This is a genomic window from Stenotrophomonas sp., assembly GCF_031995405.1.
Lineage (GTDB): Bacteria > Pseudomonadota > Gammaproteobacteria > Xanthomonadales > Xanthomonadaceae > Stenotrophomonas.
This window is the reverse complement of sequence record NZ_DAMAGC010000124.1, coordinates 1-12,356: the sequence shown is the minus strand read 5'-3', so window position 1 is coordinate 12,356 and position 12,356 is coordinate 1. Positions and strand designations below refer to the sequence as shown.

Annotated in this window: 14 protein-coding genes; 4 read left to right on the top strand and 10 right to left on the bottom strand. The window is 65.0% G+C overall.

All coding sequences use genetic code 11. The features are described 5' to 3' along the window. A partial coding sequence (locus tag RTO53_RS16775; RefSeq protein ID WP_312238862.1) for an ATP-binding protein occupies window positions 1–876 on the top strand: 876 nt, incomplete at its 5' end. A 118-nt stretch (window positions 877–994) separates the two neighbouring features. Beyond that, the gene (locus tag RTO53_RS16770) at window positions 995–1,525 is read left to right on the top strand and encodes a hypothetical protein (RefSeq protein ID WP_312238861.1); all 531 of its coding nucleotides are present in this window, start codon (window positions 995–997) and stop codon (window positions 1,523–1,525) included. A 39-nt stretch (window positions 1,526–1,564) separates the two neighbouring features. Here RTO53_RS16770 and glmU read toward each other — a convergent pair whose 3' ends face one another. Then, on the bottom strand, window positions 1,565–2,935 hold the full coding sequence (gene glmU / locus RTO53_RS16765) for a bifunctional UDP-N-acetylglucosamine diphosphorylase/glucosamine-1-phosphate N-acetyltransferase GlmU (RefSeq protein WP_312238860.1): 1,371 nt from the start codon (window positions 2,933–2,935) through the stop codon (window positions 1,565–1,567). 87 nt (window positions 2,936–3,022) lie between these two features. Here glmU and RTO53_RS16760 point away from each other — a divergent pair, with 87 nt between their 5' ends. Then, the gene (locus RTO53_RS16760; protein ID WP_312238859.1) at window positions 3,023–3,409 is read left to right on the top strand and encodes a GtrA family protein; all 387 of its coding nucleotides are present in this window, start codon (window positions 3,023–3,025) and stop codon (window positions 3,407–3,409) included. 88 nt (window positions 3,410–3,497) lie between these two features. On the opposite strand, the gene RTO53_RS16755 is transcribed toward RTO53_RS16760, so the two are convergent. The 9 genes from RTO53_RS16755 to RTO53_RS16715 form a co-directional block, all read right to left on the bottom strand. Continuing rightward, window positions 3,498–3,920, bottom strand: a complete 423-nt coding sequence (locus tag RTO53_RS16755; protein WP_256776903.1) for a F0F1 ATP synthase subunit epsilon — start codon at window positions 3,918–3,920, stop codon at window positions 3,498–3,500. A 112-nt stretch (window positions 3,921–4,032) separates the two neighbouring features. Further along, window positions 4,033–5,439 carry a F0F1 ATP synthase subunit beta gene (gene atpD / locus RTO53_RS16750; protein ID WP_256776902.1) on the bottom strand — a complete coding sequence of 469 codons (1,407 nt, stop codon included), beginning with the start codon at window positions 5,437–5,439 and terminating at the stop codon, window positions 4,033–4,035. A gap of 37 nt (window positions 5,440–5,476) precedes the next feature. Further along, on the bottom strand, window positions 5,477–6,340 hold the full coding sequence (atpG, locus tag RTO53_RS16745) for a F0F1 ATP synthase subunit gamma (RefSeq protein ID WP_038686099.1): 864 nt from the start codon (window positions 6,338–6,340) through the stop codon (window positions 5,477–5,479). Between the two features lie 109 nt (window positions 6,341–6,449). Continuing rightward, the gene (atpA, locus tag RTO53_RS16740) at window positions 6,450–7,997 is read right to left on the bottom strand and encodes a F0F1 ATP synthase subunit alpha (protein WP_312238858.1); all 1,548 of its coding nucleotides are present in this window, start codon (window positions 7,995–7,997) and stop codon (window positions 6,450–6,452) included. Window positions 7,998–8,041: 44 nt separating this feature from the next. Next, window positions 8,042–8,569 carry a F0F1 ATP synthase subunit delta gene (locus tag RTO53_RS16735; protein ID WP_256776900.1) on the bottom strand — a complete coding sequence of 176 codons (528 nt, stop codon included), beginning with the start codon at window positions 8,567–8,569 and terminating at the stop codon, window positions 8,042–8,044. Between the two features lie 3 nt (window positions 8,570–8,572). After that, window positions 8,573–9,043: a F0F1 ATP synthase subunit B gene (locus RTO53_RS16730; RefSeq protein WP_128097913.1), complete on the bottom strand. Its 471-nt coding sequence runs from the start codon at window positions 9,041–9,043 to the stop codon at window positions 8,573–8,575. Between the two features lie 111 nt (window positions 9,044–9,154). Continuing rightward, window positions 9,155–9,457 (bottom strand): F0F1 ATP synthase subunit C, encoded by a 303-nt coding sequence (gene atpE / locus RTO53_RS16725; RefSeq protein WP_256776899.1) that lies wholly within the window; start codon window positions 9,455–9,457, stop codon window positions 9,155–9,157. Window positions 9,458–9,518: 61 nt separating this feature from the next. Further along, entirely contained in the window at window positions 9,519–10,313 is a 795-nt protein-coding gene (atpB, locus tag RTO53_RS16720; RefSeq protein ID WP_256776898.1) for a F0F1 ATP synthase subunit A, read from the bottom strand. 31 nt (window positions 10,314–10,344) lie between these two features. Then, window positions 10,345–10,713, bottom strand: coding sequence for a hypothetical protein (locus tag RTO53_RS16715; protein WP_256776897.1), 369 nt, complete (start codon window positions 10,711–10,713; stop codon window positions 10,345–10,347). 550 nt (window positions 10,714–11,263) lie between these two features. Here RTO53_RS16715 and RTO53_RS16710 point away from each other — a divergent pair. Further along, window positions 11,264–12,082 carry a hypothetical protein gene (locus RTO53_RS16710; protein WP_312238857.1) on the top strand — a complete coding sequence of 273 codons (819 nt, stop codon included), beginning with the start codon at window positions 11,264–11,266 and terminating at the stop codon, window positions 12,080–12,082. Window positions 12,083–12,356: the final 274 nt, after the last annotated feature.

Below are 12,356 nucleotides of genomic sequence, written 5' to 3'. Positions count from 1 at the left end.
GGCTGGAAACTGGAAGGCCAGCGCATGCAGGACGTGCTGGAAACCATGCCGGTGGCGTTGCGCGACGCGATCGTGCGCGGTGGCGACAGCCTGTTCGCGGTGCATGACGAGGGCAGCGACGATGAAGAGGACGAACAGGTCTACCACCTGTCGCGTCGCAACTTCCACCTCAACGGACGCCCACACGACCTGTTGCTGATCCGCCTGCTCACCGCCGAGCTGCGCCGCCAGGAAGTGCAGACGTGGAAGAAGGTGATCCGCGTGATCAGCCATGAACTGAACAACTCGCTCGCACCGATCGCGTCACTGGCGCATTCCGGCGGGGAGCTGGTGCGGCGTGGCAAGACCGAGCGCCTGGAGGAAGTGTTCGCCACCATCGAAGATCGTGCGCGACACCTGGAAGGCTTCATCCGCGGCTATGCGCGGTTCGCCAAGCTGCCGCAACCGCAGCTGCAGAACGTGCAATGGCTGCAGTTCCTGACCGGCCTGCAGCACCAGATCCCGTTCCGCATGGGCGGCATCAGCGATGAACTGCACAGCCGGGTGGATATTGCCCAGTTGGGCCAGGCGTTGTTGAACCTGCTCAAGAACGCGCACGAAGCGTGCAGCGAAGCCGAACCGCCCAACGACGATGTCGAGGTGCGGCTGACCCGGCTGCCGCAATGGCTGCGGCTGGAGGTACTCGATCGCGGCAAGGGCATGAACGAGGCGGTGCTGCAGAATGCGCTGATGCCGTTCTACTCGACCAAGCGCAACGGCACCGGACTGGGTCTGGCCCTCACCCGCGAGATCGTCGAAGCGCATGGCGGCCGCATCTCGCTGCAGAACCGCCGCGAAGGCGGCCTGTGCGTGGCCTTGTTCCTGCCCAAGGAATAGGCCCGGACGCGGCGGAGAGGCGCCGCACGCTCGCCACTTTCGTTCTGTTCCGACACCGCTACGCCCGCACGGCGGGTGATCATGGCCGCGCCACTCCCGGCCGTCCCTCGAGTCGTCCATGCCCCGCCACGCGCTGATGCTGTTCGCCGTCCTGCTGGGGCAGGCCCTGCCCGCGCGCGCCCAGGACAACGCGTTCTCGCTGCAGACCCACTACACCCAGCAGGTGGTCTCGGTTGCACCACTGCGCATCGCCTACACCTTGACCGGCACCGGGCGCCATGCACCGGTCGATTTCAACGCGTTGCGTCTGAGCGGCGAGGCCGTGCTGGTGTTCGCCTATGCCGACAGCGTGGTCCAGGTGCATGCCAGCCCGCTGCAGGTGGCGCCCGACCAGCGCGCCTACCACTGGGCGTACCCGGCGTGGTCGGCGCCCGGCGCGACCATCGCAGCGATCCACGGGGTGGACCGCGAGGGCTTCGCCGCATCGTTCGAGCACGGCAGCAGCGGCCGCTGGCCATTGCGGATGCGATTCGTGGTGGGCTTCGACCCGGCCGTGGACTACGATCCGGCACGGGTGAATCTGCAGGTGGTCTATCTCAAGGCCGGGCCGATCGCCCCGCATATCGACGTGTTCACCGCCGTGCCATGACCCCGCAGGTGGCACGACGATGTCGTGCCACCGCGATACTCAGGCGTTGCGCCGGGTCGGACGCTTCCATCCTTCGATGGTTTCCTGACGCGCACGCGCCACCGTCAGCTTGCCGTCCGGCGCATGGCGGGTAACCACCGATCCCGCCGCGATCGTGGCGCCCTCGCCGATCGTCACCGGCGCGACCAGCGCGCTGTTGGACCCGATGAAGGCGTTGTCGCCGATCGTGGTCTGCGACTTGTTCACCCCGTCGTAATTGCAGGTGATGGTGCCCGCGCCGATGTTGACCTTCGCCCCGATGACGGCATCGCCGAGGTAGGTCAGGTGATTGGCCTTGCTGCCCGGTCCCAGGGTGACCTTCTTGGTTTCCACGAAATTGCCGACGTGGCTGCCGGCGGCCAGCACGGTACCCGGACGCAGGCGCGCGAACGGACCGATCTCGGCGGCGCCTTCACTGACTACACCGTCCAGGTCGCAGTGCGGCTTGACCACCGTGCCGGCGGCCAGCGAGACATTCCTGAGCCGGGTGAACGCGCCGATGCTCACCCCATCGCCGAGTTCGACGTTGCCCTCCAGGATCACGTTGACGTCGATCTGCACGTCGCTGCCGACGCTGACGTTTCCGCGGATATCCAGTCGTGCCGGGTCCAGCACGCGCGCACCCTGCGCGCACAGTGCGCGCACCGCGCGCAGCTGCCAGGCGCGTTCGAGCTGGGCCAGCTGCCACGGATCGTTGGCGCCTTCGGCTTCCTGTGCATCCTCGACGAAGGCCATGTCGGCCGGGGTGTAGTCGTGCGCGGCAGCGGCGAACACGTCGGTGAGGTAGTACTCGCCCTGCGCGTTGCTGTTGGACAGCTGCGACAGCCAGGTGCGCAGCGCGGTCGACTCGGCGGTGATAATGCCGGTGTTGATGGTGCGGATCGCCAGCTGCTCATCGCTGGCGTCCTTCTGTTCGACGATCGCCGCCACGCGCCCTTCGGCATTGCGCACGATACGACCGTAACCGGTCGGGTTGGCGACCTCGGCCACCAGCACCGCCAGCCGACCGGGCTGCGACAGAAGGTGGCGCAGCGTATCGGCACGGATCAGCGGCACGTCCCCGTACAGCACCAGCACCGTGGCCGCATCGGGCACGTTCGGCATCGCCTGCTGCACCGCATGGCCGGTACCCAGTTGGCGGGCCTGCTCGGCCCAGAGCAGGTCGGGCTGGTCGGCGAACGCCTCGCGCACGGCCTGGCCGCCGTGGCCGTAGACCACGTGGATGGCGTCCGGTTGCAGCTCGCGCGCCGCCGCGATCACGTGGGCCAGCATCGGCTGGCCGGCGATCGGCTGCAGCACCTTGGGCAGGACCGATTTCATGCGCTTGCCGGCGCCGGCGGCGAGGATGATGACGTGCAGGGCTTGGGTCATGGGGCAACGGGATCTGGTCGATGTTGGCCACGATTCTAGAACGCACGCGGTTAACATGCTGCCTTTCCGCAGCGGCATTTCCCTCCCGTGAGCCTGATCCGCCAAGGCAGCAGCTACCTGATCATCGGCGTGGTGCAACTGGCGCTGGACTGGGCGGTATTCGTGGCCGCCACCGCGCTGGGCATGCCGGTGGCACCGGCCAACCTGCTCGGGCGGGTGTGCGGCATGCTGCTGGGATTCTGGTTGAACGGCCGCCACACCTTTGCCGACGGCGGCGCGCCACGCCTGGGCTGGGCACGCTTCGCGCGGTTCCTACCGCTGTGGCTGCTGGTGACGGCGCTCAGCACGGTGCTGGTCAGTGCCACGGCCAGCCGGCTGGGGCTGCGCGATGCCTGGCTGGCCAAGCCCCTGGTGGAGGGCGCGCTCGCGGCGATCTCCTTCCTGCTGATGCGCCGCTTCGTCTATCGCGCCTGAGCCGAGGCAACGGCGTGCCAACCGGTCACGCATACAACAACGCCGGCATGGCGCCGGCGTCGTCGGGTGTCACAGGGTCGAGCAGACCTCAGTGCTTGAGGGTCTTGCGCAGGCGCTCCAGCGCCTGCAGCTGGACGACCGCTTCGGCCAGCTTCTGCTGTGCCTGGGCCACGTCCATTGCCTCACCACGATTGGCCAGCATGCGCTCGGCTTCTTCCTTGGCCTTGCGCACCGATGCTTCGTCGATGTCCTGGGCACGGATCGCGGTGTCGGCCAGCACGGTCACGACCTGCGGCTGCACTTCGAGGATGCCGCCGGAAATGGCGAAATCGAGCTGCTCGCCGTTGGCCGTGGTCACCACCACCTTGCCCGGCTTCAACCGGGTGATCAGCGGGGCATGCTTGGGCGCGATGCCCAGCTCGCCCAGCTCGCCGGTGGCCACGACCAGGGTCGCTTCACCACGGAAGATTTCCTGCTCGGCGCTGACGATGTCGCAACGGATGGTGCTCATGTAACTCTCTTCGCTAAGGGGCGGGTTGAACCCACCGCAGGTGTTCCGCAGCGGTGGGCACGAGCCCACCCCGTGTCACGGTCGGGACGGGCGTGTGCCCGTCCCCGCCGCATCAGGCCTTCTCGGCCATCTTCTTGGCCTTCTCGACCGCTTCTTCGATGCTGCCGACCATGTAGAACGCCTGCTCCGGCAGGTGGTCGTATTCGCCATCGACGATGGCCTTGAAGCCACGGATGGTGTCCTTCAGCGACACGTACTTGCCCGGCGAGCCGGTGAACACTTCGGCCACGTGGAACGGCTGGCTGAAGAAGCGCTCGATCTTGCGGGCGCGGGTCACGGCCTGCTTGTCTTCTTCGGACAGTTCGTCCATGCCCAGGATGGCGATGATGTCCTTCAGTTCCTTGTACTTCTGCAAGGTCTGCTGGACGCGCTGGGCGGTGTCGTAATGCTCGTGGCCGATCACCAGCGGATCCATCTGGCGGCTGGTGGAGTCCAGCGGATCGACGGCCGGGTAGATACCCAGCGAGGCGATCGAACGCGACAGGGTCACGGTCGAGTCCAGATGGGCGAAGGTGGTCGCCGGCGACGGATCGGTCAAGTCATCGGCCGGCACGTAAACGGCCTGGATCGAGGTGATCGAGCCATTCTTGGTCGAGGTGATGCGCTCCTGCAGGACGCCCATTTCCTCGGCCAGGGTCGGCTGGTAGCCCACGGCCGACGGCATGCGACCCAGCAGTGCCGACACTTCGGTACCAGCCAGGGTGTAGCGGTAGATGTTGTCCACGAACAGCAGCACGTCCTTGCCCTTGCCGTTCTCGTCCTTCTCGTCGCGGAAGTACTCGGCCATGGTCAGGCCGGTCAGGGCGACGCGCAGACGGTTGCCCGGCGGCTCGTTCATCTGGCCGTACACCATCGCGACCTTGTCCAGGACGTTGGAGTCCTTCATCTCGTGGTAGAAGTCGTTGCCCTCACGGGTACGCTCACCCACGCCGGCGAACACGGACAGACCGCTGTGCGCCTTGGCGATGTTGTTGATCAGTTCCATCATGTTGACGGTCTTGCCGACGCCGGCGCCGCCGAACAGGCCGACCTTGCCGCCCTTGGCGAACGGGCACATCAGGTCGATGACCTTGATGCCGGTTTCCAGCAGCTCGGTCGCCGGGGACTGGTCTTCGTACGACGGGGCCGCACGATGGATTTCCCAGGTGTCACTGGCGGCCACCGGGCCGGCTTCGTCGATCGGACGGCCCAGCACGTCCATGATGCGGCCCAGGGTGCCTGCGCCGACCGGCACCGAGATGGCGCGTTCGGTGTTGGTGGCAACCAGGTTGCGCTTCAGGCCGTCGGTGGAGCCCAGCGCGATGCAGCGGACCACGCCGTCACCCAGCTGCTGCTGCACTTCCAGCGTGATTTCGGTGTTGTCCACCTTCAGCGCGTGGTACACCCTCGGCACCGACTCGCGGGGGAATTCGACGTCGACGACGGCGCCGATGATCTGAACGATCTTGCCCTGACTCATTGCTGCAATCCTCTAATGTGTGCTTTGACTGTGCGCGTCAGACTGCTGCCGCGCCGCCGACGATTTCGGAGATTTCCTGGGTGATCGCTGCCTGGCGGGCCTTGTTGTAGACCAGCTGCAGGGTTCCGATCAGCTTGTTCGCGTTGTCACTGGCCGACTTCATCGCGACCATGCGGGCTGCATGCTCGGACGCGACGTTTTCCAGCACGGCCTGGTACACCAGCGACTCGACGTAACGCGTCATCACGTGCTCGAGCACGGTCGCGGCGTCGGGTTCGTACAGGTAGTCCCAGTCGTGGTGCGCGACCTGCTTCTCAGCGGCCGGCAACGGCAGCAGCTGGTCGAAGCTGGCCTTCTGCGTCATCGTGTTGATGAAGCGGTTGTAGACCAGGTACACGCGATCGACCTTGCCTTCGGTGAACGCATCCAGCATCACCTTGATCACGCCGATCAGCTGTTCCAGGTGCGGCACGTCGCCCATGTGGGTGACGCTGCCGACCATGTTGACCTTGATCCGGCGGAAGAAGGTCGATGCCTTCTGCCCCACGGTCACCACGTCGATCTCGGCGCCCTTGTCCTGGTACTGGCGAACCTCGCCCAGCATCTTGCGGAACAGGTTGTTGTTCAGGCCACCGGCCAGGCCACGGTCGGAGGAGATCACGATGTAGCCGACCCGCTTGACCTCGTCACGCTGGACCAGGAACGGATGCTGGTAATCGGTGCTGGCCTGGGCCAGGTGGCCGATCACCTGCTTCATCGCCTGCGCATACGGGCGCGAGGTCTTCATCCGCTCCTGCGCCTTGCGGATCTTGGAGGCCGAGACCATCTCCAGCGCACGCGTCACCTTGCGGGTGTTCTGCACGCTCTTGATCTTGGTTTTGATTTCGCGACCGCTAGCCATCTCTTATTCCCGTGGCGCGGGGCACATGCCCCGCGTTTGACGTAGAGCGGAGCGTTGCTCCGCTGCTTTCAAGCCCAGCGGAGCAACGCTCCGCTCTACAGGACCGGTATTACCAGCTGCCGGTGGTCTTGAACTCGGAGATGCCCTGCTTGAAGGCAGCTTCGATCTCGTTGTCCCAACCGCCGGTGGCGTTGATCTTGTTGATCAGCTCGCCCTGGGTGTTGGCGAAGTGGGCGTGCAGGCCCTCTTCCAGCGCCAGCAGCTTGTTGACCGGCACGTCGTCGAGGTAACCCTCGTTGACGGCGTAGATCGACAGCGCCTGGTTGGCGATCGACATCGGGGCGTACTGCTTCTGCTTCATCAGCTCGGTGACGCGCTGACCGCGCTCGAGCTGCTTGCGGGTGGCTTCGTCCAGGTCCGAGGCGAACTGCGCGAACGCAGCCAGCTCGCGGTACTGCGCCAGCGAGATACGAATGCCGCCGGACAGCTTCTTGATGATCTTGGTCTGGGCCGCACCACCGACGCGCGACACCGAGATACCGGCGTTCACGGCCGGACGGATGCCCGAGTTGAACAGATCGGTTTCCAGGAAGATCTGGCCGTCGGTGATGGAGATCACGTTGGTCGGCACGAACGCCGAGACGTCACCGGCCTGGGTTTCGATGATCGGCAGCGCGGTCAGCGAGCCGGTCTTGCCCTTGACGGCACCGTTGGTGAACTTTTCCACATACTCTTCGGACACGCGGGCAGCGCGCTCGAGCAGGCGGGAATGCAGGTAGAACACGTCACCCGGATAGGCTTCGCGGCCCGGCGGACGCTTCAGCAGCAGCGAGATCTGGCGGTAGGCAACGGCCTGCTTGGACAGATCGTCATACACGATCAGCGCGTCTTCGCCGCGGTCCATGAAGTACTCGCCCATGGTGCAGCCCGAGTAGGCGCTGATGTACTGCATCGCCGCCGATTCGGACGCGGTCGCAGCGACCACCACGGTGTGCGCCAGGGCGCCGTTCTCTTCCAGCTTGCGCACGATGTTGGCCACGGTCGAGGCCTTCTGGCCGATCGCGACGTACACGCACTTGATGCCGGTGGTCTTCTGGTTGATCACCGCATCGATGGCCAGGGCGGTCTTGCCGGTCTGGCGGTCACCGATGACCAGCTCGCGCTGGCCGCGGCCGATCGGGATCATCGAGTCGACGGACTTGTAACCGGTCTGCACCGGCTGGTCGACCGACTTGCGCCAGATCACGCCCGGGGCAACGCGCTCCACCGGCGCGGTGGCCTTGGCGGCGATCGGGCCCTTGCCGTCGATCGGCTCGCCCAGCGCGTTGACCACGCGGCCGAGCATTTCCGGACCGACCGGCACTTCCAGGATGCGACCGGTGGTCTTGGCGACGTCGCCTTCGCGCAGGTGCTCATAGGCACCCAGCACCACGGCGCCGACCGAGTCGCGCTCCAGGTTCAGGGCCAGGGCGAAGGTGTTGTTCGGCAGTTCGATCATTTCGCCCTGCATCACGTCGGCCAGACCGAAGATGCGCACGATGCCGTCGGACACGCTGGTCACGGTGCCTTCGTTGCGCGATTCCGCGGCCAGCTTGACCTTCTCGATGCGGTTCTTGATCAGTTCGCTGATTTCGGAGGGGTTGAGCGTGGTTGCCATCGTCAAGTCCTAGTGCCGGCGATCACGCCGGACGTTAAATGAATTCAGTTAGCGAGCGCGGTCTGCAGGCGCGACAACTTGCCCTTGAGCGAGCCATCGATGACCACATCGCCGGCGTCGATCACGGCACCGCCGATCAGCGAGGCATCGACCGCGGTCGTCACGTCCACCTCGCAGCCGAAGCGCTTGCGCAGCGCAGCCTTGATGGCGTCCAGTTCGGCGCCGGACAGGTCGGTGGCCGAGGTCACCGTGGCCTTGACCACGTGTTCGGCTTCAGCGCGCAGCTGGGCGTACATGCCGGCGATTTCCGGCAGCAGCGGCAGACGGTGCGCACCGGCCAGGATGGCCAGGAAGCGACCGAAGGTCTCGCTGGACGATTCCGGGGCCAGCAACGCGACGGCTTCGCCGCGGTCCAGTTCCGGGTTCGACAGCAAGGCCGCCACGCGCGGGTCGGCGGCTACGTGGGCGGAGAACGCAAGCGCGTCCGACCACGGCGCGAACGTGCCTTCGTCGCGCGCGGTCGCGAACGCGGCGCGGGCATACGGGCGTGCAAGCGTGAGGGCCTGGCTCATCGATCAGATCTCCGATGCCAGCTCGTCGAGCAGCGCCTTGTGGGCGTTGGCATCGATTTCGCGCTTGAGCAGCTTTTCGGCACCGCTCACGGCCAGCGCGGACACCTGCTTGCGCAGATCTTCACGGGCACGGTTGGCGGCAGCCTCGATTTCAGCGTGGGCCAGGTCTTTCTGGCGGTTCGCTTCGGCGATGGCTTCATTCTTGGCGGCTTCAACGATCTGATTGGCGCGCGCGTGGGCCTGGTCGATGATCTCGTTGGCCTTGCCGCGTGCATCCTTCAGTGCTTCGTTGACCTTTTCCTGCGCCTGGGCCAGATCCTTCTGGCTGCGGTCGGCAGCGGCGAGGCCTTCAGCGATCTTCTGCTGACGCTCTTCGATGGCATTCATCAGCGGCGGCCAGATCTTGGTCGCGATGATCCAGATCAGACCGGCGAACGCCAGTGCCTGGGCAACGAGGGTAAAACCGATTTCCATGGGGTTCGCTCAATCTGGGGTGATGGGGTGGTTGCGCCGCCTGCGGCGGCGCAGCCGTTCCTTCATCCGCGATCAGGCGCACACGGCGCCTGATCGTTCGCTTTCGATGGATCAGCCAGCAACCAGCTTGGCCTGGTCCAGCAGCGCCTGCGACAGCGGGTTGGCGAAGGCCAGCAGCAGGCCGACGGCGACCGAGATGATGAACGCGGCGTCGATCAGGCCGGCGGTGATGAACATGCGGACCTGCAGGACCGGGATCAGTTCCGGCTGGCGAGCGGCCGACTCCAGGAACTTACCGGACATGATGGCCAGACCGAGACCGGCACCCAGCGCGGCCAGGCCGATCATGATGCCGACGGCGAGGGCGGTGGAGCTCTGAATCTGGGCGAAGTTGGTCAGGACGGCGAAGTACATGGTTATCTCCAGGAACTTAAGTTGCTAAGGGTAATGAAACGGATGAAGGGTGAAGCGAAACTCAGTGACTGTCTTCCGACAGGCTCAGGTACACGATCGACAGCATCATGAAGATGAAAGCCTGCAGCGGAATCACCAGCAGGTGGAACAGCATCCAGCCCAGGCCGAATGCGCCGCCCGCGATGGCACCGGCAATGCCGGCACCGCCCAGCACCCAGATCAGCAGGAAGACGATTTCGCCGCCGAACATGTTGCCGAACAGTCGCATCGCCAGCGAGATCGGCTTGCTGAGCCACTCGACGATGTTGAGGATGAGGTTGAACGGCATCAGCCACTTGCCGAACGGCGCGGTCAGGAATTCCTTGGTGAAACCACCCAGGCCCTTGGAGCGCAGCGCGAAGAACAGCATCAGGAAGAACACGCTGATCGACATGCCCAGGGTGGCATTGACGTCGGCGGTGGGGACCGGCTTCCAGTACGGCACGCCGAGGGCTTCCAGCGGCAGCGCGATGAAGTCGGCCGGGATCATCTTGATGAGGTTCATCAACAGGATCCAGAAGAAGATCGTGATCGCGATCGGGGTCACCAGCTTGCTGGTGCCGTGGTAGGTGTCCTTGGCCTGGCGGTCAACGAACTCCAGGCAGATTTCCACGAACGCCTGCCACTTGCCCGGCACGCCGGCGGTGGCCTTGCGGGTGGCCATCCAGAAACCGAACACCATCAACAGGCCCATCAGGACCGAGGTCACGATGGTGTCGACGTGGATCGCCCAGAAACCACCTTCCTGCATATGAATCGTCAGGTTGTGCAGGTGATGCTGGATGTAGGAGGTGGGAGTAAGCGCCTCGCCTGCCATGTGTCCGGAACCTTAAGTTAAATAAATTGGATCAGCGCCTGGCCAGAGCCAGGACCTGGAACATCAACCCGACGGCGATACCGGCCAGCAGCGCCAGGGCAGGCAGCTTGAAGACCAGGAACCCCACCATCAGGACGCCGAAAACGAGCACCCACTTTGCCACCACCGCCACGATCAGCCGGGCCAGCGCCGAACCGGCCGCCTGTACCCCGCCACTGAGCGCCATCCGTGCGGCAACCCAACCACCTGCCGACACCGCCACGCCTGACACCAGCGCTCCCAGGGCGGACTTCTGCCCTGCCAGCAGCAGGAAGGCCAGGGCCAGGACAGCCACTGCAGCCAGCGGGTAAACCGCTGCGCGCAGCATCAGTCGCCGACCCGAATCAACGGAGTTCAGCACACGTATGTCCTGCTTGATCGTAAGTAGAAAGGCCGGGGTCGCAAGCAAGCGCCCCGTCGAGCCGCCAAATTATAGCAACGGGACAATTTGCGAGACAACCGCCCCCTGTTCATCCCGGATGTCTGCAAGTTGCTGCATCGCCACAGATTTTGCGGTCCACCGGCGGTCCAATCGTGGCCCTGTCAGGCTCTTGGCCTGTTGCGATGCAGCAGATTGAACTTTGGTCGCAACGCCCGGTCACAGACATCGACCTGCACTTTTCGATCCTCGTCGGCGCCCCAAGCGCAGGTCTGCACCCCAAAGTGGCCCCGAGCTCTCTCCGGGGCCACTTTTTTGGCGGGACCGGTCGCCGCTGTTCCGGCAGACAGCGGCGACCGGTCCGCAGCGGCTTGAACGCATTCCGACGCCGGTCGCGGCCACCCCACCTGCCCGGCGGCACCGGCTGTTGCATGAACGGTACACACTGCCTCCACCATACGTTCACGAATGGTGGACGCGGCGCTGGGCAGAGTGTCGGCACATCAATGAACCACTGCAAGGACACACACCGATGCGCCTGACGCTTTCCCTCCTCGCCCTGCCGCTGGCCATGGCCGCGCTGACCCATGCCAACACTGCCAGTGCTGCCGAGGGCGATGACCGCTTCGCGCTGCGCCTGGGTGCGATGAACATCGATTCGGACAACACGATCCGCGGCAAGACCAACGTCGCCGGTCAGGACGTGGGCTTCTCCGAAGACTTCAAGCTGGGCGGCAAGGAGTGGGAGCCGCGCATCGACGGCATGTTCCGCATCAGCGACCGTCAGCGCCTGCTGTTCAACTACTTCAAGTACGACAAGGACCGCCGCGAGACGCTGGATGACGGCGTGAGCTTCGGTGACGTGTCCGTGCCGGCCGGCAGTTTCATCAAGGGCGAGCTGAAGTATCAGGTCGCCAGCCTGGTGTACGACTACTCGGTGGTGGACACCGATACCTTCGATCTGGGCCTGCAGCTGGGTGCCGAGTACGCCAAGGTGAGCACGAAGGCGTATGCCGACGTGGGTGATCTGTACCAGGGCCGTTTCCTGGACGAGAAGGCCGACGGCGTGGCGCCGGTGGTGGGTGCGCGCATGAGCTTCAACCCGTCCGAGAAGTGGATGATCACGGTGCAGGGCCAGTACCTGAACACCAAGTGGGGCAACTTCGATGATTACGACGGCGACCTGACCCGCGCCAATGCGATCGTGGATTACCGTCTGACCAAGAACTTCGGCCTGTTCGCCGGCTACGACTGGTTCAAGCTGGACGTGGACCAGAGCGGCAGCGACGGCACGATCGGTCTGAAGCAGGAGTTCAAGGGCCCGGTGGCCGGCGTCAGCTTCGTCTTCTAAGTTTTTCCAGGCTATCTCTCCGAGCGCGGCTCCCGGAATATCGGGGCCGCGTTTTTTTTGGCTCTTCTCCCATCTGAGGGGAGCCTCTTTGTGCAGAGCCCGTCGCAGAATGAAAGCGACGCTGTCACGCGTGGGACGGGCCGGTGCCTGCGGCGTATGGATCGGGCCAAGTCTCCGCTCGGGTCTCTCGCGCGCAAGCCGAAGCCAAGCTTTTCTGGCGCTGGTCGGTGGGTCGGGCGCTGGGCCCCATGCCCTTTCCGGCGAATGTCCCCCG

Coding starts and splice junctions, on each gene's coding strand:
- RTO53_RS16770 (WP_312238861.1), top strand. CDS start 995: ATGCCCCGCCACGCGCTGATGCTGTTCGCCGTCCTGCTGGGGCAGGCC.
- glmU (WP_312238860.1), bottom strand. CDS start 2,935: ATGACCCAAGCCCTGCACGTCATCATCCTCGCCGCCGGCGCCGGCAAG.
- RTO53_RS16755 (WP_256776903.1), bottom strand. CDS start 3,920: ATGAGCACCATCCGTTGCGACATCGTCAGCGCCGAGCAGGAAATCTTC.
- atpD (WP_256776902.1), bottom strand. CDS start 5,439: ATGAGTCAGGGCAAGATCGTTCAGATCATCGGCGCCGTCGTCGACGTC.
- atpG (WP_038686099.1), bottom strand. CDS start 6,340: ATGGCTAGCGGTCGCGAAATCAAAACCAAGATCAAGAGCGTGCAGAAC.
- atpA (WP_312238858.1), bottom strand. CDS start 7,997: ATGGCAACCACGCTCAACCCCTCCGAAATCAGCGAACTGATCAAGAAC.
- RTO53_RS16735 (WP_256776900.1), bottom strand. CDS start 8,569: ATGAGCCAGGCCCTCACGCTTGCACGCCCGTATGCCCGCGCCGCGTTC.
- RTO53_RS16730 (WP_128097913.1), bottom strand. CDS start 9,043: ATGGAAATCGGTTTTACCCTCGTTGCCCAGGCACTGGCGTTCGCCGGT.
- atpE (WP_256776899.1), bottom strand. CDS start 9,457: ATGTACTTCGCCGTCCTGACCAACTTCGCCCAGATTCAGAGCTCCACC.
- atpB (WP_256776898.1), bottom strand. CDS start 10,313: ATGGCAGGCGAGGCGCTTACTCCCACCTCCTACATCCAGCATCACCTG.
- RTO53_RS16710 (WP_312238857.1), top strand. CDS start 11,264: ATGCGCCTGACGCTTTCCCTCCTCGCCCTGCCGCTGGCCATGGCCGCG.